The sequence below is a fragment of the Spirosoma luteum DSM 19990 genome (assembly GCF_000374065.1).
Taxonomy (GTDB): domain Bacteria; phylum Bacteroidota; class Bacteroidia; order Cytophagales; family Spirosomataceae; genus Spirosoma; species Spirosoma luteum.
Genome location: NZ_KB893301.1, coordinates 120,663 through 142,470, shown reverse-complemented (window position 1 = coordinate 142,470; position 21,808 = coordinate 120,663). Strand labels below are relative to the sequence as shown.

Below are 21,808 nucleotides of genomic sequence, written 5' to 3'. Positions count from 1 at the left end.
GTCAACACAGTGTATGGGTATGCTCTGACAAATCATCGACAGTTTTTCTTTTGAAACGACTCTTATTTTTTAGGTTCCTTACGTTTCTGGCCTCGCTCAATCTGGTCTGGGGCCAATCGGTCAGGCCAGATTCGACCCCTCTGGCGGAAACGGTTGCAACGGGATACATAAAACCGGGTACCCTCATAAACGGGTATTTTATATTTCCCATTCAGCCCGGTGCTGCCAACTCATTGTCGGGGGGCGTGGGCGACTTACGCCCCAATCACTTTCACGCGGGTCTGGATATCCGAACGGGTGGCCGTGAGGGGCTCGATGTTCATGCCGCTGCCGACGGCTATATAGCCCGAATCGCCGTTTTTACCGGTGGCTATGGTAACGTTATCTTCATCAAACACCCGAACGGCCTCACCACCGTTTATGGCCACCTGAAGTCACTCAGGGATACGTTGGGAATTTATCTGAAGGCGCAGCAGTATCAGAAGAAAACCTTTGAGATTGACCTGCGCTTTAAACCCGGGCAGTTTCCGGTCAAGCAGGGCGACGTTATTGCGGCATCGGGTAATACGGGTGGTTCGGGTGGGCCGCATCTGCACTTCGAGATTCGGGATGCCCACGATAACCTGATCAATCCACTACTGTACGGATTCCCGGAAATCCAGGACAACGTTCCGCCCTATTTTGAGCGGATTGCCCTGAAAACAATGACCCCAACCTCGCGTATCAACGGCGAGTACCACCGGGTAAGCTACGCACCCGTGCGCCGGGCCGATGGCACCTATACCATTACCCAGCCCATAACGGCTTCGGGTCTGATTGGGATAGAAGCACTGGCCTACGACAAAACCAGCGGTTCGCCTTACCGTATTGGCATTAGCTGCCTGGAAGTTCGACTCGACGGGCGGGAAGTTTTTTCGTATAACATGAACAGTTTTCCGAGTGAGAAAACCCGGTTCATGAACATTCACGAAAACTACGAGATTGAGCAGACGAGTGGTCAGCGCTATCACCGGGCTTATATAGCCGATGGCAACAGCCTCAATCTGTACAAGTTACAGAACAATGCAACCTACCGGGGTCGTTTGCCCTTGCTGGATGGAAAGCCCCACGAGGTAACGCTGGTCCTTTTCGATGCATTTGACCACTCTGCCCAGCTGACGTTTACTATTCTGCCGGAACAAGCACCTGAGAGCGGACTCCGGCTGGATTCACTGGCGGAGAGTCCGGTTACCAAACCAGTTGCGGCAACCATCATTGAGCAGGCTCCTACTGCCACCATCACAACTGACGAAAATGTACTGAAGTTGAGCGTCAGGAATTTACCGATTGACAATCCACCGGCGGCTAAACTCTTTGTTGGTCGTACTGTAATTGAGCAACCTGTTAGCTATGTTCACGCTAATCAAGCGGTTTATCTTATAGATTTGCGTCAGTCTTTGCCCGACTCCGTTGAGTTTGGTCATAGTATCATACGAACAAATCTGAGGAAGAAGTTAATCCCGGGGCGGAAAGAGGTTGTTACAGATGGTAAAAACCGATTGCAGTTTACAACCGGAACCCTGTTCGACACGCTTTATTTGGCTACGCGCCTGTTGCCGGGCGGGGGACTGGAAATTAACCAATCCATTATACCCCTAAACGATTACCTGACCGTTTCCTACACTCCGGATTATCCCATTGCCATTGACACCGCCCGTACTAAAGTGTATTGGACGAGTGGCGGAAATGAGAGTTATTTAGGAGGTACCTGGAGCGGGGGACACATTGAGTTCAAAACCCGGTCATTAGGTCGGTTTCAACTGATGACGGATACCAACCCGCCTAAAGTAGATATCCTGACAGCTACTGAACAGGGCATTACAGCCCGCATTCGGGACGACCTGTCGGGCATTGCTGACTTCAGGGCACTGGTCAACGGCGAATGGGTACTGATGCAGTATGATTACAAGCGGTCGTTGCTTTGGTCGGACAAGCTGAATCCTGACGAAGCTTTCGAGAAAGGAGTCGAGGTACTTGTTCAGGTTAAAGACCGGTCGGGTAATATTGGTTCTGACAGTACGACTATAAACGAACCTCGTCCCGCAGTTCGTCGGAAAGTGGCCCCGACACGAAAGAAAAAGAGACGATAAACCAGCTATCCTATGAGCCTATCCATCGGCGACCCCGCTCCCGATTTTACGAGTGTTGACCAGCAGGGTAATCCTGTCAGGCTGTCTGATTACAAAGGCAGAAAAGTGGTGCTGTATTTTTACCCGAAGGATGACACACCGGGTTGCACCGCCCAGGCCTGTAGCCTGCGCGACAATTACGCTGACTTACGGGCAGCGGGTTACGACGTTTTGGGCGTAAGTGTCGATGACCAAAAAGCGCATCAGCAGTTTATAACCAAGTACGACTTGCCCTTCACGCTTGTTGCCGACACGGATAAACAGGTGGTAGAAGCCTACGATGTCTGGAAAGAAAAATCCATGTACGGCAAAAAATTCATGGGTATTGTCCGCACTACTTTCCTCATTGATGAGCAGGGTATCCTTACGGACATCATCGAAAAAGTTGATACTAAAGAACACGCAAAACAGATATTAACGTAGAAACGTAATCCCTTGCTTCTTATGTGAGTCGGCAATACCATCCGGTCATGAGACGCAAGGTATTACGTCTCTACAGTGTAAAACTATGAAAATCGAACAACTTGAAGGCACGGCTACGGCCGTTCGGCGCGACATCCTTCGGATGGTTGCAGCTGTTAATTCGGGCCACCCCGGCGGTTCGTTGGGCTGCGCCGATTTTTTTGTCGCTCTTTATTTTGAGGTGATGAACCGAAAAAAAGATGCCCGGGGTAATCCAGTCTTCGATATGGATGGCCGCGACGAGGATATTTTCTTTCTTTCCAACGGCCACATTTCGCCGGTGTTTTATTCGGTGTTGGCTCGGGCAGGATACTTCCCGGTTTCGGAACTGGCAACATTCCGCAAACTCGACAGCCGGTTGCAGGGGCACCCCACTACGGCCGAGCACCTGCCAGGCGTTCGGATTGCCTCCGGTTCGCTGGGGCAGGGCTTATCGGTAGCCAGTGGAGCAGCCTATGCCAAAAAACTCAATGGGGATAAAAATCATGTATATGTACTCATGGGCGACGGTGAGCAACAGGAAGGCCAGATTTGGGAAGCGGCTCAGTTTGCGCCCAACAAAAAACTCGGCAACCTGACCGCCGTTATCGACCTGAACCACGCCCAGATTGACGGCACAACCGACAATGTGAACAATAACCGGAGCCTGGCCGACAAGTACCGCGCTTTTGGCTGGTTCGTTGACGAAATGGAAGGGAACGATATGGCCGAGGTTATCCGGACACTCAATAAAGCGCAGGAAAACCCCGACGTACCCACGATGATTCTAATGCATACCGAAATGGGCTTCGGCGTCGACTACATGGTGGGCAATTACAAATGGCACGGCACGGCCCCCAACGCCGACCAGCTAACGCAAGCCCTGAATGGCCTGCCCTTGACGGTGGGAATGGAAGATTATTAGTCGATATGTAGAGACGCAATACCTTGCGTCTCATGTGCGTCAGCAATACCATCTTGTGTAGAGACGCAAGGTATTGCGTCTCTACACAAGATATGAAAATCAAATCCTTAGTAATCGAAAATTTCAAGTCCATCGAACGGATTGAGCTTATTGAGCCCAATCCGTTCACGGTCTTTGTTGGCCCCAACGGGTCGGGCAAATCGAATATTTTCGAGGCTCTAGAGTTTGTGAATTTAAGATATAGGACTTCAAAAGTTATTGTGACAAGTTTGTTTGGTGGATACGCAAACTTTTTGAGGAGACAAGATCCCACTAAGACATTCGCCTTCAATGTGTATTTCGATCACTTCGGTGTTCAATATTCCTATTCAGAGGAAGAATTCCAAGAGGAATACGGGGGTCTAATCATAGAGGAAGAAAATAACTTAACAACCCAAGAAAAAGAGTCACCGGAATACAAACAGTATTTCGCTAATTCTTCAAGGCTCTTTGTGAAGAATGAAGATCTAGTAAAATTACCCTTAGACGATAACCGTCGACTTTCTCTATCAGCAAAAAATCTGGAAAAGGTATTAAAGAGGCTACTTAACAATAAGGTACTAAAGGCTGAAATCTTCGAGTGGCTCGAATTATTCGTTCCTGGTTTTAAAGCCGTTGAGGTTGATGAACGGGATGAACTACACTGGTTCGAAAATTCAACACCTCAGTATTTCACCAAAGACTTAATCTCTGATGGGACAAAAAACATTTTGGCTCTACTAACAGCCATTTATCAAAGCCAAGAACCGCAGTTTTTATGCATTGAAGAACCAGAAAATGGTCTAAATCCTAAGGTTGTTAAGGAACTTGTTAATCTTTGTCGATACGCCTGCGAAGAGTTTGGCCATTACATATGGCTCAATACGCACTCGCATATGCTGGTCTCCCAGCTGACATCCGAAGAAATTGTTTTGGTCGATAAGAAGGAAGGAGTAACGAAGACTAAACAAATTCAAGGTATGGATTTGCACGATTTACCCATGGACGAAGCCTGGCTTTCCAATGCTCTCGGAGGTGGGATTCCGTGGTAAAATTGGGTATCATTTGTGAAGGAGAAACCGAACCAATTATTCTGGATACTGTCGGCTTCAGAGCATCCATTGCTCAATTCGGTATAGAGTTGATTGGCGTTACGCAAGCTGGTGGTAAAAAAGAATACGGTGCAGAGCGTATTAACAAGCACCGTCAGATTCTGCTGGATAAAGGTGCTGAGCATATTTACGTGCTAGTTGATCTGGATAAAGATTTGTGTATAACGCTGACAAAACAGGATGTTAGCCAACACCCTGATCAAACAGTCATTGTGGCCGTCAAAGAATTTGAAAACTGGTACCTGGCTGATGACTCCACGTTGAGTCACTTTGTTGGGGTTGACACTTTTATTGAGTTTCCGGAAGCGGATGGAGACGCGATAACAACCATTATCAACTTAGGCTTACAATCAGGCCGATTCAATCGGTTTCGCAAGAGTAAAGTTCTTCTGGCGAATGCCATGAAGAACAATGGCTTCACCATCGAAAACGCAGCAAAACACCCAAACTGTCCCTCGGCACAGTATTTTCTAACTAAATTGCAAAATCTCGCTTCGGCGAATTAATAGAGACTATGAAAAAATACGACTATACCGAAAAGAAAGATACGCGTTCGGGCTTCGGCGCGGGCATAGCCGAACTAGGCAAATCGAACCCCAGTGTGATCGCGCTGACAGCCGATCTGGCGGGTTCGCTCAAACTGGACACATTCATTAAAGAAAATCCGGAACGCTTCGTTCAGTGTGGCATTGCCGAAGCCAACATGATTGGCGTATCGGCAGGCCTGACCATTGGCGGTCATATTCCCTTCGCCACCACGTTCGCTAATTTCGCTACGGGCCGTGTATATGACCAGATTCGGCAATCGGTAGCGTATTCCAACAAAAACGTTAAAATTTGCGCTTCGCACGCGGGCCTGACCCTCGGCGAAGATGGCGCTACCCACCAAATTCTGGAAGATCTGGGCATGATGAAAATGCTGCCTAACATGACGGTTATTAATCCCTGCGATTACAACCAGACCAAAGCCGCTACCCTGGCCATTGCCGAACATGTTGGTCCGGTTTATCTGCGTTTTGGCCGACCGGTTATTCCCGTATTTACCCCCGTCGACCAGAAGTTCGAGATTGGAAAAGCCTGGACAGTGAACGAAGGAAAAGACGTATCTATCTTCTGCACAGGGCACCTGGTTTGGGAAGCCATCAAAGCGGGTGAAATCCTGTCGGAACAGGGCATCGAAGCCGATATTATCAATATTCACACCATCAAGCCACTGGACGAAGAAGCCATTCTGGCATCGGTGAAGAAAACCGGCTGTGCGGTTTCGGCCGAAGAGCACATGATCAATGGCGGCCTGGGCGATAGTGTGGCGCAGGTACTAGCCCGCTACTATCCGGCCCCGCTGGAATACGTGGGCGTTCACGATACATTTGGCGAAAGTGCTACTCCCGACCAGTTGATGGAAAAGTACGGCCTCACAGCCGACAAGATCGTTGAACAGGTGAAAAAAGCAATAGCAAGAAAATAGATTTATGATTTACGGTTTTGGTTTACGGTTTGCTGACGCAAAAATTTATAAGTGTGCCAGCCAATCCTAAGATAACAACCAAAAACCGTAAACTGCATGAAGAATGACTGACGAAGAACTGCTTGCCAAATACCGCGACCCGTCGAGCCGGAACTATGCCTTTAACCTACTGGTGCGTAAGTATCAGCAGAAAATCTATTGGCACATCCGGAAAATGGTCATCGACCACGATGATGCTGACGATCTGGTGCAGGAAACGTTCATAAAAGTCTGGAACAGTCTGGAACAGTTTCGGGGCGACAGTCAGTTATATACCTGGGTTTACCGCATTGCTACCAATGAGTGCCTGAACTTCCTCAACAAGAAACGCCGACGCTTTTTTCTGCCCATTGGCGACGTGGAAGGTGAGTTGATGGAAAAGCTGGAAACCAACGCCGACTACGTTACATCGGGCAACGAGTTAAGTGGCGAAGAGATACAGTTAAAATTGCAAAAGGCGCTATTGAAATTACCCGATAAGCAGCGGCTGGTTTTCAACATGAAGTATTTCGATGACATGAAATACGAAGAAATTTCGGACATTACAGGTACATCGGTGGGTGCGTTGAAAGCCTCTTACCACCTGGCTGTGAAAAAAATAGAAGATTATCTAACGAAAACCGATACAACCGATTAAACCACAGCCGGTCCAGACTGTCAAATTCCCAGAAACAAGATTAAATTGTGTATCGAATACACACCAACATAATGAACGCCAAAAACGAATTCAGGCTTGATGAGTTACCCCCCGAGCATCCATTACGGCAAGTGCCGTTTACGGCTCCGGATGGGTACTTCGATGCGCTCCCCTCTCGCGTACAAGCCCACGTAACAAGAAAGTCCAGGCCCGCGTTAAGCATCAGCTGGTCCTGGCAGCGTACGGCAGCATCACTGGCGGGGGTCAGTCTGATTGCCTTTTTAGTCTGGCAAACATTACCGCAACGTCAGGAGTCAATACCAGGTGAAGCACTGGCTGGTGTTAGCAATCAGATGATAGCGGCTTATCTGGAAGAACAGGGAGTAAACGCTTACGAACTAGCCGATAGTCAGCAGCTCCACTATTCATTGGGTAGCGATACAACAGCCATTGAGTTTCTCAATGTGAATCCGGTCGATATTCAACAACACATAAAAGAGTATAACGTGCAGGATATTCCCAATCGGGGTTCCTGATTTAAGCATGATTAACCTTACTAAAATGAGATACGTATTTATCGGTTGGCTGGTTAGTCTGATGTTTACGGCACAGGTGGCCAGCGCACAGAATGACGGCAATGGGCGGCAGAAAATTGAAGCAGCCAAAATTGGCATGATTACGAACCGGCTGAACCTGACTACCGATCAGGCTCCCCAGTTTTGGGCGGTTTATAATGAATACAATGCCAAGAAGCAGGAGCTGAACCGGCGGGTTCGTCAGTTGAACAACGCGCCAAACCGCTCCGGTGCGAATGAAGAGCAACTGGTAAACGGCCTTCGGGAGGTGAACGCAACCAAGCAGAAACTGGCCGATCTGGACGAAGAATATATGGGCCGATTTCTAAAAGTTATTACCCCTGCCCAACTGACTGAATTGTACAAGACAGAGCAGGAATTTAACAAGATGTTGCTCAATCGGCTAAATCAGGGAAATTAGTACTGGAAACAGCACCGTTTCATAACCTGTATTCCTCTTATTTAGCGCATTAGATAAGTCCCACCCATCTCAAAGATTAGCGGAGTCGTACTATTGTTCCTGATTGTCGGGGACGGTAGTACGACTCAATCATTTTCCGGAATAGCAGAACTACTCGCCGAATTTGTAACAAAATTCCTCTGTTGAGCTTTATTATATACGGCCACTTACGTAGGTTGGCATTCACTAAATTATTCCAGCATGAACATTAAACGTAAAGCATCCGCCCATTGGGAAGGGTCGGGTAAAGAAGGTAAAGGAATGGTTTCAACGGCCAGTTCGGTACTGAACGGTACACAATATTCATTTAACACTCGCTTTGCCGATGGCGTAGGGACTAATCCGGAAGAGCTGGTTGGCGCAGCGCACGCGGGCTGTTTCTCCATGAAACTGGCCTTTAACTTACAGGAAGCCGGTTTTACCGCTGATTCAATCGATACGCAGAGCATCATCACACTTGATAGCGATGCGGGTAGCATTAGCGAGTCGCACCTGATTGTAAAGGCAAGTGTACCGGGGATTGACAAAGATAAATTTCAGTCGCTGGTAGACGATGCCGAAGCGAATTGTCCCATTTCCAAGTTGTTCAATACGAAAATCACCGTTGAGGCTACGTTAGCTTAACCGTACTAAGTATACGTAAACGCCAAAGGCCGGACTAATCCGGCCTTTGGCGTTTTATGGGAGATTTTTTGACCAGATGCAACTCTAGCAAACGCTATTTTAAGGAAGTTTCTCCCGCAGATAATTCATAATTGTTTCCTGCCCGGTTCGTAGTTCGTCAAACTGTTTCTGCATAGATACAGTGAGGTTAGCCACACCTTTAGCTGTTGTATCAGTCATTTTAGCAGCGTAGTCTGCTCGCTCAGCAGCGTAATCCGCCTTTTCAGCAGCATAGTCTGCTCGCCCAGCAACGTAGTCTGTTCGTTCAGCGGCATAGTCCGCTCGCTCAGCAGCGTGGTCTGCTCGCTCAGCAGCGTAGTCTGCTCGCGCAGCGGCATTGGTTGCATTCTGGTCGGCGCGGGTAACCATATCAATCAGTTTGCCCTGACCTTCAATCAGGCGATCAATTTTTTGGAGTGCGTCAGCCATCAGTGGCTCTAACTGGTCAAGTCTGCGTTCAGGTGTCATCCTGCGAATATAGGTATAACTATCTATTTTAAATCTACCTACTTCTACGCTTCTTTTCCCCATGGTCAGATTCATATTGGCAATTATCACCCTACTTACACCATACCTGTCGGTACTGGACATTATATTTTTTAGAACGATTTACGGATTACGAATGCTTTTTCTTATAATTGTGTCTTATAAACACCATTACAATTTTCCGGTACTTTCTTTGTTGCCACGATGAGTTACTATACGCATTCCAATCGAATCCTGGTCGCCCTCGACTGTATTATTTTTGGCTTCGATGGGGAAGATATTAAACTGTTGCTTATCAAACGAAATTTTGAACCGGAGCTTGGTAAATGGTCATTGATGGGTGGTTTTTTAGGAGAAGACGAGGACCTTGAAACGGCTGCCCAGCGAATTTTGTACGAATTAACAGGCTTGAAAAACAACTACCTCGAACAGCTACAAACCTTCGGATCCATAAACCGAGACCCCGTTGAGCGCACCATTTCCGTTGTTTACTACGCCCTGGTCAACAGCCAGCAACAGGATATAAACGCGATTAATGCGCATAATGCGTACTGGATTAGCCTGTCTGAGAAACCCAACCTGATTTTTGACCATAACAAGATGGTAGAACAGGCCAGGCAGCAGCTACGCTACAAAGCAGCCCTGCATGCTATCGGATTTGAGTTACTACCCGAACAGTTTACCATTCCCCAGCTTCAGAAACTGTACGAAGCGATTTACAATCGAAAACTCGACCGGCGGAATTTCAGCCGAAAAATAATTTCTACCGGGTTACTACTCGGTACAGGTGAGAAAGACAGTAAATCTGCCACCAAGAAAGGACAGCTTTACCGGCTGGATACCACCAACTACCAGCGCTATTTGAATGACTACGTGAGTTTTTTTCCGGAACTAACTTTATCCTGACCTTATTTCATGACGAATCCCTATGTTATCGGTGTCGATTTTGGCAGTGACTCCGTCAGAGCATTGATAACCAATGCTCTGACAGGAGAAACCGTCGGCACTCATGTCCATGAATACACGCGCTGGAAACAGGGACTTTACTGTGACCCCGCTACCGCACAGTTTCGGCAACACCCGCTCGACTATCTGGAAGGACTGGAAGCATCCATTGTTGGCGCTTTGGCGCAGGCACCCGGCGAGGTAAAGCAACAGGTAGTTGGCATCTCCGTGGATACAACCGGCTCTACACCCTGTGCGGTGGACGAAACAGGTCTACCACTCGCCCTTCGCCCCGATTGCCTGGATAACCCGAACGGCATGTTTATTCTTTGGAAAGACCACACCGCCAACGCCGAAGCCAGCGAAATTAATGAACTGGCCCACCACTGGGATGTGGACTACACTAAATACGTGGGCGGCATCTATTCATCGGAGTGGTTCTGGGCCAAGTTGCTGCATCAGCTTCGGGTGGATGAATCTATTCGACCGCACGCCTTTTCCTGGGTTGAACACTGCGACTGGATATCGGCGGTACTAACGGGTAACACAAACCCACTGACGTTGCACCGGTCGCGCTGTGCAGCTGGTCACAAAGCCCTCTGGCACCGCGAATTTAATGGACTACCATCCAACGAATTCCTTACTAGGCTCGACCCGCTGCTGGATGGTCTGTGCGACCGTCTGTTTACAGAAACCTACACGTCCGACCAGCCAATGGGCACCCTTTCGCCCGAATGGGCTGGAAAGCTGGGCCTTTCGCCGGATGTGGTGGTGGGCATTGGTGCTTTCGATGCGCACATGGGTGCCATCGGCGCGCAGATTGAACCCTACGCGTTTGTGCGTATCATTGGCACCTCTACCTGCGACATTCTGATGGCTCCCAACGAGGAAATTGGCCATCGGCTCATCCGGGGAATCTGCGGACAGGTAGATGGTTCGGTAGCACCGGGCATGCTGGGGCTGGAAGCGGGGCAGTCGGCTTTCGGTGATGTGTACGCCTGGTTTTCCCGACTCATTACCAGTCCGGTACGAGAGTTACTGGGCGACGAAGCAGCCGATAAACTCAGTCAGCAACTCATTCCCCATCTAGCCGACAAAGCGGCCCGGTTACCCGTAACCGAACAGGACGTACTAGCACTGGACTGGATAAACGGTCGCCGGACACCTGATGCCAACCACACGCTGAAAGCGGCCCTCACGGGTCTAAACCTCGGCACCGATGCGCCCAAATTTTTTAAAGCACTGGTAGAAGCCACCGCGTTTGGTTCCCGCAGCATTGTCGAGCGATTCATCGCAGAAGGCGTTCCCATCAGGAAGGTAATTGCCATTGGTGGTGTCGCCAAGAAATCAGCGTTCGTTATGCAAACCCTGGCTGACGTGCTGAACAAACCCATTCAGGTAGCCACGGCCGACCAGGCGTGTGCGCTGGGAGCGGCCATGTGCGCGTCCGTAGCGGCCGGCGTTCACCCCAATCTGGAAGCGGCCCAGCAGGCAATGGGTTCAGGCTTTGATGCGGAGTACACGCCCCGGCCCGACAAGGTAAGTACTTATGATATCCTCTACAAAAAATACCTGGACCTGGGAGCCTTTGTTGAGAAGCACACGGCCGAACCCAGCTAAGTAAACTGTACACTAAACAGTCCGACAGCTAATTGTCGGCCGACCAATCTCAAAATTTAGTAGTCTAATGATTGACCTGAAAAAATACGAAGTCTGGTTCGTGACCGGTAGCCAGCATTTATACGGCGAAGAAACGCTCCGGCAGGTAGCGGAGCACTCCCAAATTATTGCGGAATTTCTGGACAAAGCCGCCCCTATCCCAATCCGGGTGGTATTCAAACCCGTCGTTAAAACACCCGACGAAATCTACGCTATCTGTCAGGAAGCGAACGTAGCGCCCAACTGCGTAGGTATCATTACCTGGATGCACACATTCTCGCCCGCCAAAATGTGGATTCGGGGATTAGCCGTCCTTCAGAAACCATTGCTCCACCTGCACACCCAATTCAACCGCGACATTCCCTGGAGCAACATCGACATGGACTTTATGAACCTCAACCAGTCGGCTCACGGCGACCGGGAATTTGGGTTCATCATGGCTCGTATGCGGTTGAACCGGAAAATAGTGGTTGGTTTCTGGCAGCAGCCCGACGTAGTGGAAAAGATTGCGGCCTGGTCCCGCGTGGCTGTGGCCGCTTTCGAATTGAAGAACATGAAAGTGGTTCGCTTCGGCGACAACATGCGGCAGGTGGCCGTTACCGATGGCGACAAGGTAGCCGCCGAAATGACGTTTGGCATGTCGGTCAATACGCACGGCATCGGCGATCTGGTAGCCGTTATCAATCAAATGAGCGACGCGTCCATCGACCAGCTGATTACGGAATACAACGATACCTACACGCTGATGAATTCACTGCGTAAAGGCGGGGCCCAGTACAGTTCCCTGCGCGATGCGGCTAAAATAGAACTGGGTCTGCGGGCTTTTCTGGAAGATGGCGGCTTCTCGGCGTACACCGATACATTCGAAGACCTGCATGGCATGACACAACTCCCCGGCATTGCCTCCCAGCGACTAATGGCCGATGGCTACGGCTTCGGGGGTGAGGGCGACTGGAAAACGTCGGCAATGGTACGCACGATGAAAGTGATGGCTTCCGGCCTGCCGGGCGGCAACTCATTCATGGAGGATTATACGTACCATTTCAATCCGGAAAATCCGTTGGTGCTGGGGTCGCACATGCTCGAAATCTGCCCATCCATCGCGGCCGGCAAACCTACCTGTGAGATTCATCCACTGGGTATTGGCGGTAAGGCCGACCCGGTCCGGCTGGTGTTCAATGCTCCGGCGGGTCCCGCTATCAATGTATCATTAATTGATATGGGTAATCGATTCCGGTTGCTGGTCAATGAGGTTGAAGCGGTGGCCGTATCGGAAGCATTACCCAAACTGCCCGTTGCCCGTGCCTTATGGAAACCGATGCCCGACATGCAAACCGGTTGTGCGGCCTGGATTCTGGCCGGTGGTGCTCACCATACGGTGTACAGCCAGAACCTGACAACCAGCCACGTAGAAGACCTCGCTGACATATTTGGCGTTGAACTAGTGGTTATTGACCGAGATACAAACCTACGTCAGCTGAAAAATGAACTTCGCTGGAGTGAATCCTATTACCGATAACCCTGTATGAAAAAAGAACTCACAATCATTCTGCTGTCAGGTATCAGCCTGTTCGTTCAGGCCCAGAATACGGTTACCCTCAAAGGCGATGAGGGCAAAACGGTCATCAGCCGACACATCTATGGCCACTTCGCCGAGCACCTCGGCCGTAGTATTTACGACGGCTTTTACGTGAGCGAAAACAACACCAAAATCCCCAACAAGAATGGGGTGCGGCTGGATGTGGTGGACGCGCTCAAAAAGCTGAAGATTCCTAACCTTCGCTGGCCGGGCGGCTGTTTTGCCGACACCTACCACTGGAAAGACGGCATCGGCCCCAAAGACAAACGCCCAACCATCGTAAATACGTGGTGGGGCGGTGTCACGGAAAACAACAGTTTCGGTACGCACGATTTCCTGAACATGTGCGAACTGCTGGGCACTGAACCTTACCTCTCGGGGAACGTGGGCAGTGGCACCGTGCAGGAGTTGAGCGAATGGGTACAGTACGTCAACTTCCCGAAAGACAGTCCCATGTCCACCCTGCGGCAGGAGAACGGTCGTACCGCTCCCTGGAACGTACGCTATTGGGGTGTAGCCAACGAAGCCTGGGGTTGTGGCGGCAACATGAAACCCGATTTTTACGCCAATCTCTACCGGCAGTACAGCACGTTTATGAATGCAAACGTCGGTAAGGAGAAGATTTTCCGGATTGCGTCGGGTGCCAGCGACGATGACTACAACTGGACGGAAACGTTGATGAAAAACATCCCCATGAATATGCTGGAGGGTGTGGCCATGCACCACTATTCGGTGTTTGGCTGGGGCGAAAACGCGAAAGGGTCGGCGACCGACTTTACCGAAACTGACTACGCCCACACGATGGACGAAGCGTTGAAAATGGACGAATTCATTGAAAAGCACGCGGCCATTATGGACAAGTACGACCCGGAGAAAAAAGTAGCCCTCATTGTGGATGAGTGGGGAGCGTGGTACAATGTGGAGCCGGGTACGAATCCGGGTTTCCTGTATCAGCAGAATACCATGCGCGATGCCGTGCTGGCCGGTTCTACGCTCAATATTTTCCATAAACATGCCGACCGGGTACGGATGGCCAATCTCGCTCAGGCCATCAACGTGTTGCAGTCGGTTATTTTGACGAAGGGCGAAAAAATGATTCTGACGCCAACCTACCACGTCATGGAAATGTACAGCGTACACCAGGATGCCACCCTCCTGCCCATCGACATCAAATCTGGCAGTTATGCGGTGGACAAGTATAAACTCCCGGCGGTATCCGTATCGGCCTCCCGCGACAAAGCGGGTAAGATGCACATTTCGCTCGTGAACATCGACATGAACAAGCCACAAACCATCACCCTGACGCTGCAAGGCGTAAAAAGCACCGCCGTGACCGGTCGTATTCTGACATCGGCACACGTGCAGGACCATAACACGTTTGAAAAGCCGGAAACCATCAAGCCAGCCGCTTTTAACGGGGCCAAACTATCGGGCAATACCCTGACGGTGACCCTGCCCCCCGTATCGGTCGTTGTATTGGAATTATGAAAAAGAGCGAAAGAAGGAAAGAGTGAAAGAGCGATACTGATCCTCTCCTACACTTTCCATCTTTCGCTCATTCACTCTTTAAATTATGTATCAGACCTTAAAAGAAGAATGTTACGAGGCCAACATGCAGCTTCCCAGCCTGGGCCTGGTGTTGTTTACCTTCGGCAACGTTAGTGCCGTTGACCGGGAACGGGGCGTATTTGCCATCAAACCCAGTGGTGTGCCCTATGAAGAACTGACACCCTACGACATCGTTATCTGCGATTTCGATGCCAACGTCATCGAAGGTCTTTACCGGCCTTCATCCGATACTAAAACCCACGCCCTGCTCTACAAAACCTGGGAGAACATCGGTGGTATTGCGCACACGCACAGTACCTACGCCGTGGCCTGGGCACAGGCGGGTATGGACATTCCCATTTTTGGCACCACCCACGCCGACCACACCCACCAGGATATTCCCTGTGCGCCCGTCCTGACCGATGCCATGATTCAGGGCGATTACGAACACGAAACGGGCAACCAGATTTTCAACGCGTTTCAGGAAAGAGGGCTTTCGCCAAGCGATATGGAGATGGTGCTGTTACAAAATCACGGGCCATTTACCTGGGGAAAAACGGCGGCCAAAGCCGTTTACAATTCGGCGGTATTGGAAGAAGTGGCCCGCATGGCTCAGCTGACGTTGCAGATAAACCCCCATACGCCCCGGATTAAGGATACACTCCGGCTCAAACATTACGAGCGGAAACATGGTCCGAACGCTTACTATGGGCAGGAAGAGTAAAAAGAGCCTCACTCTTTTATAGTATGAACGCCCCCAATTACTCTTTACTGACTACACGAATGCTCACTTCCTAAATCCCTTACTCATTCATGAACGCTTTGACCCATTGTTTATCGCTGGCCCTGTTCACGGGCATTCTGACTATGACTTCCTGCTCTTCCAAGAAAGAAAATATGGCCGACGAACAAAAGCCGGGAATCGAAAAAGCAGCCTACGGCCAACTGCCCGATGGCCAAACAGCTGATTTGTTTACCCTGCGGAATGCCGCTGGCATGACCGCCAAAATCACCAACTACGGTGGTATCCTTGTGGCGCTGACCGCCCCCGACAAAGACGGAAAATTTGAGGACGTAACGCTGGGTCTGGATTCGTTGTCGAGTTACGTTAAGAATAACCCCTTCTTTGGGGCACTAGTCGGGCGATACGGCAACCGGATTGCCAAAGGCAAATTCACGCTGGATGGTAAGCCTTACAACCTGTTTATCAACAACATGGGTAACCATTTGCACGGCGGGAAAGTAGGTTTCGACAAGGTGCTGTGGACCGCTACCCCTGTGGAGGGCAACGAACCCGCCCTGAAACTGGCTTACACATCGAAAGACATGGAAGAAGGGTATCCGGGTAATCTGTCTGTAACGGTGACCTACACCCTGCAAAAAGACAACGCCCTCAAGATCGATTACGAAGCAACGACCGATAAGCCAACGGTGGTCAACCTGACCAATCACACGTATTTTAACCTGACGGGCGGGGCCGAACGCGACATACTCGACCACGTGGTGACCATCAATGCGGATAAATTCATCCCCGTCGATGAGACCCTGATTCCAACCGGCAAACTCCAGCCCGTGGCCGGTACCCCCTTCGACTTTACGAAGCCAATGGTAGTAGGTGCCCGCATCAACGACTCTACCGACACACAGATAAAATACGGTGGTGGCTACGACCACGCCTGGGTACTGAACGGAGAGGCCGGTTCGCTGAAAAAGGCGGCTACGGTTTATGAGCCAACCTCCGGGCGGGTAATGGACGTAAGCACTACAGAACCTGCCGTACAGTTTTATACCGGCAACTTCCTGAATGGCAAAGTGGTGGGCCGCGAAGGATTTCCGTACAAGAAACGCTATGCCCTCTGCCTGGAAACCGAACATTACCCCGATTCGCCTAACCAGCCGTCGTTCCCGACAACCACGCTGAAGCCCGGCGAAACGTACAAAACCACCACGATTTATCAGTTTTCGACGAAGAAGGAGTAAGCCTTCGTCGCCTGATTTCCGGAAGCGATGAAACAGTTTCTACTGCTGCCCATGTTCGGCCGTGGGGAAAAATGATACCCATTCAGGGATAAAGGAGTACACACAGATTCGTCGAAAAATAAAGCCGATACAGCTTCAAAATAAGCTGTATCGGCTTTATCAGTATAGCCTATGCCCAAACCCGGCGCAGGAACCGAAGCCAGTTGCCGTGCATGACGTTGGCGACATCGTCCTCCGTGTACCCCCGCTGACGCAAGAGGTCGGGTATTTTCTGCAAATCGGCAATGGTGTCCAGGTCCACCGGCGACTGCTCTTTGCCAAAAGCACCGTCCAGGTCGGAGCCGATGCCGATGTGCCGGGCATTACCCGCCAGCTGGCAGATATGGTCCAGATGGTCAATCATGACGGAGAGCGTACAGTTCATAGCTTCGGGCGTGGATTTTCCCCGTACCCAGCCAGGCACCATCATCCAGGCATCCAGTGGCCCACCAATTACAGCATCGCGCGCAATTAATTCTTTTAGCTGCGCATCACTGAACTGCCGATTATGGTTTACCAGGGTGCGGCAGTTAGTATGGCTGGCCCAAACCGGCCCGTTGAAGTAATCGAGTGCTTCCCAAAAACTATCGTCGCAAAGGTGCGTAGCGTCCAGAATAATGTTGAGTCGCTCCATTTCCTGCAACAATGCCTGACCGGCAGGGCCCACCCCACCGCTGGCATCGGTACCCTGTGCATATCGGCCGGGGCCGTAATGGGCAGGGCCAATAGCCCGCAGGCCGTAGTTGTAAGCGGTTTCAACATCGGCTAGCGTTCGGATGGAGTCGGCCCCTTCCAGACTCAGCATGTAGCCTACCGGTTTCTGGTCATTAGGCGTTCCATCCTGCCACAGCAACAGGTGCTTCTCCAGGCTGGCCAGGTCACTAACCTGCACCATCTCGCCCGCATCTTCCATCGCGTTGTACCAGCTACGCTGCCCCTGCGTTTGCGCCCACGCCTGCTCCGGCGAGTGCCAACCAGGCAATGGATTACCGGGAGCTACGTAGCGGGCTATCTGCGTGGCCACTACCAGGCCAATATTCCCCCGGCGTAATTCGGGTAAGGAAACGGTACCTTTTGCCCGGTCGGGTTTATCAGTCATGCCTTCTTCGCGCTGGCGTAGCTGGGCTACCGGCTGGCGCAGGTCGCGGTTCCACTCCATGGCATTCATACTCAAATCGAGGTGGGCATCTATCGTGAACATAAGTTGGGTAGTCGGGAGGGATTAAATGATTTACACGTAAAATTACCCTTTCCTACCAGCGTACCGACTGAAAGGTCCAGCCCGGTTGTACTTTCTGCATTTCCACCTGGTCATCCCGTTTTGTGAGTCCGCAGCTCAGGTAGTTCTGGTGCAACCGAGCCAGGGCTATCCGGTCGAGTTCAACGCCAAGACCTGGTTCTGTGGGCACCGCTACCGCTCCTTCCTCAAACGTAAACCGTCCGGCCGTGATAATCTCGTCCGATTGCCAGGGGTAGTGCGTATCAAGCGCATAGGTCAAATGGGGAAGGGCGGCCCCCAGATGCACCATCGCAGCCAGCGAAATGCCCAGATGACTATTGGAGTGCATCGACAGTCCCCGCCCGAAGGTTTCGCAAATACCCGCCAGGGTCATGGAGGCCCGTAGTCCTCCCCAGAAATGGTGGTCGCTCAAAATAATATCCTCCGCCCCCAGCCGGATGCTGTTGGGAATATCCCCAAACGATGTCGTACACATATTCGTCGCCAGCGGAATAGTTAGCGCCTGGCGAACCTTGGCCATGTTTTCCTGCCCCCGGACGGGGTCTTCCAGGTATTCGAGGATGGGTTCCAGCTGCCGACCGTATTTGATACCCGTTTCCAGCTTCCAGATGGCATTAGGGTCCAGGCGAAGGGGAATATCAGGACCGAATGCTTCGTGCAGGGCAAACATGGCATCAACTTCCTGCTGCGGCTCAAATACTCCCCCTTTCAACTTGATGGACTGGAAGCCAAACTCCGTGCACATGGCTTTTGCCTGAGTTACCATTTCTACTGGTGTTAGTCCGCTTGCCTGCCGGGCGGCTGCCCAGCCCGTTGCGGCCGGGTCTGTACCGAAACCCAGTTCTCCCCCCGCTCCCCCATATTTGTAGAACAGATAAGCAGCAAAAGGCACCCGGTCCCGCATCTTCCCACCCAGCAAATCAACAATCGGGCGACCCGTTACTTTCCCGATAATATCCATACAGGCCACCTCAATAGCACTAAAAATATGCACCAGTTTGCGCTGGTCCCAGGGCGTTTCGCCCCGTTCGGCAGCGGTGTCGGTTCCAAACCGGTTGATGAGAACCTGCCGGATTTCATTGAGTTGAAACACGTCTTTTCCAATGAGCAGGGCGATGGAATCGTGCAGGGCGGCATCAATGGCGCTGGTTCCCGGAATTTCGCTAATCCCCGAAATACCATCGTCCGTTACCAGTTCTACGATGGTACGCAGCGCGTAAGGAGCGTGCAAACCGGCGGCATTCAGCAGGGGCGGGTCAACAATGGCAATGGGGGTGATATGGATTTCTTTAATCCGAGGACCAGTTTTTAGGGACATAAGCATGGCTGCAGTATCAATATCAATGGCTAAACGTAAAAGTATTATTCGTCAGGTTTCTCCCGCTAGCTTTTTTCCCGGGCTACACCAGGGGAAACAACCGGGCTGCAATCAGGATGATAACTAAACCCGTCAGGCCCATGACAACCAGCAGGGGCGAAATCGTTTTTAGTGCTTCCTGCTCGGTCAGGTTGCTTAGTTTGCAGATAATCCAGAAACCGGAATCGTTCATCCAGGGCATCAGCTTTGAGCCGCACCCTATGGCCAGGCCTAGATACAGCGGATGAAATCCCAGATTGGCACTCCCGGCCATTCCCGACAGGATTCCCGAGGCAGTAATGAGCGCTACCGTGGCCGACCCCTGCGCCGTACGCACAACGGCCGCAATCAGGAAAGCCAGCGGAATAAGCGCCATCTGGTAAGCAGAAGTCAAGTCGGCAATACGGGAACTGATACCGGTCTGTTGCAGCATACCCCCGAATGCCCCACCCGCTGCGGTAATCAGAATAATACCGCCCCCACTCATCAGGGCTGTCTGTACGAAAGCCGTCAGTCCTTCTTTACTGCCCCGCTTCTGGCGGGCCAGGATGAGCAGCGCGACTATGCCTCCCGTAACGATAGCAATGTTTTTATCGCCAAAAAACCTGACCAGACTCACCAGTTTACTCCCCAAAGCCGAATCCGTAAGGGGAACGCCCGGTGTGGTCATGGCACCAAGAGCGGTATCGACGCAGATAAACACCAACGGAATCAGCACCGGCAGGAGTGACAAACCCAGCGGGGGTAAATTGGCATTGTCTTTGGCGGCAATGGCCTTGATATCGTCCAGACGGGCATCCAGCGAATCCCGCAGAGGTATCGGCCATTTGCGATTGGCCCAAACCGAAAAAAAGTAGCCAGACGTAATAGTGAAAAGGCCTACGATGGTACCGCCAATCATCATCATGCCAATGGGTATGCGCATTTCGCCTACCAGAAATAGCGGCCCCGGCGCCGGGGGCACCAGCGAATTGGCCATAGCAGCCCCCGCCATTACACAAAGCACCAGCAGCAGGTAGTTTTTGCCGATCCGCAGCGCCATCGCTTTTGCCAGCGGAACCATCAGGAAGATAACCGTATCGAAAAAAACGGGTATACCGACAAAGAAACTGCCAACCAAAAAGGCTATGGGTGCTTTTTCAATCCCCGTGAGTCGCAGCATCGACCGGATAATGCGTTCGGCAGCCCCACTTTCCAGCATACTTTTGCCAATGATGGCGGCCATAGCAATCAGGATACCTATTTTGCCGCAGGTATTCCCGAACTCTGTGGCAATGCGTTCGCCAATGCCTTTTTTAGCCAGCGCAGCGGCAGCCGCCGGAGCTGTTCCCTTTGCCAGGGCAAACTGTTCTATAGCGGTAGCCGGTGTCATGAGGGCTACGACAAACGCTCCCAGCAACAGGGCTAAAAAAGGATGCAACTTCAACCCAATAATACCACCAACTACGATTAAAACACCGGCGGCTAAAATGAATAGCGGATCTGTCATTTGGGAAAGCGTTACGGTAGTTTGTGTGTGGTTTGACCCCTCAATTTGTATTTTCCCCTGTCAGAACAAAGGAAGCAACAGTGTGTCTTTACTTCTTGTCCCACCATATTCGCGTATCCAGCAGCTTATCGGACTTCCAGCTGATGGCCTGCTGTATAGGGAGTGGATTTGCTAAATCAAATACCCCATACCCCTCCCCACAGGTTAGGTTGAGCCTTAAAATCCATCCCGCATGTCTATTAGCTACTGATAAGCTGGCACAACAAAAGACAATGCCCCGCTCAGAAAAGAGCGGGGCATTGTTAGAAAGGATAATCAGTCCGTTCGTCCAGCTGGGCAACGTTCACCGTCTGAGACTGACGGTTGGCAGTAAAGCGAAATGCTTAATGGCACCCGCCTGACCTACCTAATGTCAATTCACCGATTGACCAAGCAGGGTAGTCAGGGTCATCCGTAACGCTTCCCCACCTCAATCCCTGCTCACTTTATAGCGATCACTTCTATTTCGATTAACACATCGTCGCGGGTGGTCTGAGTGACGGCTTTGGTTTCCGTAATCTTGGGTGGGGTAGCCAGATAAGCAGCTTCAACTGCCTGTAATGTCTGAGCCTGAGCCACGGGTACTGCCACTATATCAGGCCCTGTTTTAACCGAATACTTGATCTGGTTTATGTTTGTCAAGTCCATATTGACAGTAGCCAATGCTGTTTTTATGTTGTCGAAAATCTGCCGGGTCTGCGCCGTCAAATTACCTGCTCCTACCAAATCACCATTGGCATTGAATGGTCGCTCTCCGCATATGTATACCGTTTTGCCGGGAATACCGGGGCTTGCCGGGTATAGATACCCTGATGGAACCTTGGGTGCAACAGTGGTCTGGGCCTGACTACACGAAGCCAAAGCCAGACAGAACAAAAAATTACGTACGTATTTCATCGGTATGAAGGGGGTAAACCAGTAACAATATGTTTTCTGTCCTG

21 protein-coding genes are annotated in these 21,808 nt (G+C 51.0%); 16 read left to right on the top strand and 5 right to left on the bottom strand.

From position 1 onward, the window contains the following. Positions 1–50: 50 nt before the first annotated feature. The 10 genes from B156_RS0125330 to B156_RS0125285 all read left to right on the top strand — a co-directional run bounded on the left by B156_RS0125330 (position 51) and on the right by B156_RS0125285 (position 8,467). Positions 51–2,129, top strand: a complete 2,079-nt coding sequence (locus tag B156_RS0125330; protein WP_018622603.1) for a peptidoglycan DD-metalloendopeptidase family protein — start codon at positions 51–53, stop codon at positions 2,127–2,129. Positions 2,130–2,141: 12 nt separating this feature from the next. After that, complete coding sequence (gene bcp / locus B156_RS0125325) at positions 2,142–2,591, top strand: thioredoxin-dependent thiol peroxidase (protein WP_018622602.1); 450 nt, start codon at positions 2,142–2,144, stop codon at positions 2,589–2,591. An 85-nt stretch (positions 2,592–2,676) separates the two neighbouring features. Next, a complete protein-coding gene (locus tag B156_RS0125320) occupies positions 2,677–3,534 on the top strand; it encodes a transketolase (RefSeq protein ID WP_018622601.1) in 858 nt (285 codons plus the stop codon). Positions 3,535–3,626: 92 nt separating this feature from the next. Further along, positions 3,627–4,604 (top strand): AAA family ATPase, encoded by a 978-nt coding sequence (locus B156_RS0125315; RefSeq protein WP_018622600.1) that lies wholly within the window; start codon positions 3,627–3,629, stop codon positions 4,602–4,604. A gap of 2 nt (positions 4,605–4,606) precedes the next feature. Further along, positions 4,607–5,170, top strand: a complete 564-nt coding sequence (locus B156_RS0125310; protein ID WP_157627177.1) for a hypothetical protein — start codon at positions 4,607–4,609, stop codon at positions 5,168–5,170. Positions 5,171–5,178: 8 nt separating this feature from the next. After that, positions 5,179–6,132 (top strand): transketolase family protein, encoded by a 954-nt coding sequence (locus tag B156_RS0125305; protein WP_018622598.1) that lies wholly within the window; start codon positions 5,179–5,181, stop codon positions 6,130–6,132. Positions 6,133–6,235: 103 nt separating this feature from the next. Next, on the top strand, positions 6,236–6,808 hold the full coding sequence (locus tag B156_RS0125300) for an RNA polymerase sigma factor (RefSeq protein ID WP_018622597.1): 573 nt from the start codon (positions 6,236–6,238) through the stop codon (positions 6,806–6,808). A 71-nt stretch (positions 6,809–6,879) separates the two neighbouring features. Continuing rightward, the gene (locus B156_RS0125295; protein ID WP_018622596.1) at positions 6,880–7,344 is read left to right on the top strand and encodes a hypothetical protein; all 465 of its coding nucleotides are present in this window, start codon (positions 6,880–6,882) and stop codon (positions 7,342–7,344) included. A 7-nt stretch (positions 7,345–7,351) separates the two neighbouring features. Then, entirely contained in the window at positions 7,352–7,804 is a 453-nt protein-coding gene (locus B156_RS0125290) for a Spy/CpxP family protein refolding chaperone (RefSeq protein WP_018622595.1), read from the top strand. Between the two features lie 240 nt (positions 7,805–8,044). Next, positions 8,045–8,467 (top strand): OsmC family protein, encoded by a 423-nt coding sequence (locus tag B156_RS0125285; RefSeq protein ID WP_018622594.1) that lies wholly within the window; start codon positions 8,045–8,047, stop codon positions 8,465–8,467. Between the two features lie 215 nt (positions 8,468–8,682). On the opposite strand, the gene B156_RS32305 is transcribed toward B156_RS0125285, so the two are convergent. Continuing rightward, a complete protein-coding gene (locus B156_RS32305) occupies positions 8,683–8,853 on the bottom strand; it encodes a hypothetical protein (RefSeq protein WP_245563833.1) in 171 nt (56 codons plus the stop codon). 343 nt (positions 8,854–9,196) lie between these two features. On the opposite strand from B156_RS32305, the gene B156_RS0125275 reads away from it, so the two are divergent. The 6 genes from B156_RS0125275 (at position 9,197) to B156_RS0125250 (ending at position 16,703) form a co-directional block, all read left to right on the top strand. Beyond that, on the top strand, positions 9,197–9,898 hold the full coding sequence (locus tag B156_RS0125275; protein ID WP_018622592.1) for an NUDIX hydrolase: 702 nt from the start codon (positions 9,197–9,199) through the stop codon (positions 9,896–9,898). Positions 9,899–9,907: 9 nt separating this feature from the next. After that, positions 9,908–11,557, top strand: a complete 1,650-nt coding sequence (locus tag B156_RS0125270; protein ID WP_018622591.1) for a ribulokinase — start codon at positions 9,908–9,910, stop codon at positions 11,555–11,557. Between the two features lie 67 nt (positions 11,558–11,624). Continuing rightward, entirely contained in the window at positions 11,625–13,115 is a 1,491-nt protein-coding gene (gene araA, locus B156_RS0125265) for an L-arabinose isomerase (protein ID WP_018622590.1), read from the top strand. Between the two features lie 6 nt (positions 13,116–13,121). Next, a complete protein-coding gene (locus B156_RS0125260; RefSeq protein WP_018622589.1) occupies positions 13,122–14,663 on the top strand; it encodes an alpha-N-arabinofuranosidase in 1,542 nt (513 codons plus the stop codon). A gap of 85 nt (positions 14,664–14,748) precedes the next feature. Beyond that, complete coding sequence (locus B156_RS0125255) at positions 14,749–15,447, top strand: L-ribulose-5-phosphate 4-epimerase (protein ID WP_018622588.1); 699 nt, start codon at positions 14,749–14,751, stop codon at positions 15,445–15,447. 89 nt (positions 15,448–15,536) lie between these two features. After that, positions 15,537–16,703, top strand: coding sequence for an aldose epimerase family protein (locus B156_RS0125250; RefSeq protein WP_018622587.1), 1,167 nt, complete (start codon positions 15,537–15,539; stop codon positions 16,701–16,703). Positions 16,704–16,872: 169 nt separating this feature from the next. Here the strand turns inward: B156_RS0125250 and B156_RS0125245 are convergent, their stop codons facing one another. The 4 genes from B156_RS0125245 to B156_RS0125230 form a co-directional block, all read right to left on the bottom strand. Continuing rightward, a complete protein-coding gene (locus B156_RS0125245) occupies positions 16,873–17,943 on the bottom strand; it encodes a dipeptidase (RefSeq protein WP_018622586.1) in 1,071 nt (356 codons plus the stop codon). Positions 17,944–17,995: 52 nt separating this feature from the next. Continuing rightward, the gene (locus B156_RS0125240) at positions 17,996–19,300 is read right to left on the bottom strand and encodes an enolase C-terminal domain-like protein (RefSeq protein ID WP_018622585.1); all 1,305 of its coding nucleotides are present in this window, start codon (positions 19,298–19,300) and stop codon (positions 17,996–17,998) included. Between the two features lie 82 nt (positions 19,301–19,382). Continuing rightward, a complete protein-coding gene (locus B156_RS0125235; RefSeq protein WP_018622584.1) occupies positions 19,383–20,828 on the bottom strand; it encodes a GntP family permease in 1,446 nt (481 codons plus the stop codon). A gap of 480 nt (positions 20,829–21,308) precedes the next feature. Then, the gene (locus B156_RS0125230; protein ID WP_018622583.1) at positions 21,309–21,764 is read right to left on the bottom strand and encodes a RidA family protein; all 456 of its coding nucleotides are present in this window, start codon (positions 21,762–21,764) and stop codon (positions 21,309–21,311) included. Positions 21,765–21,808: the final 44 nt, after the last annotated feature.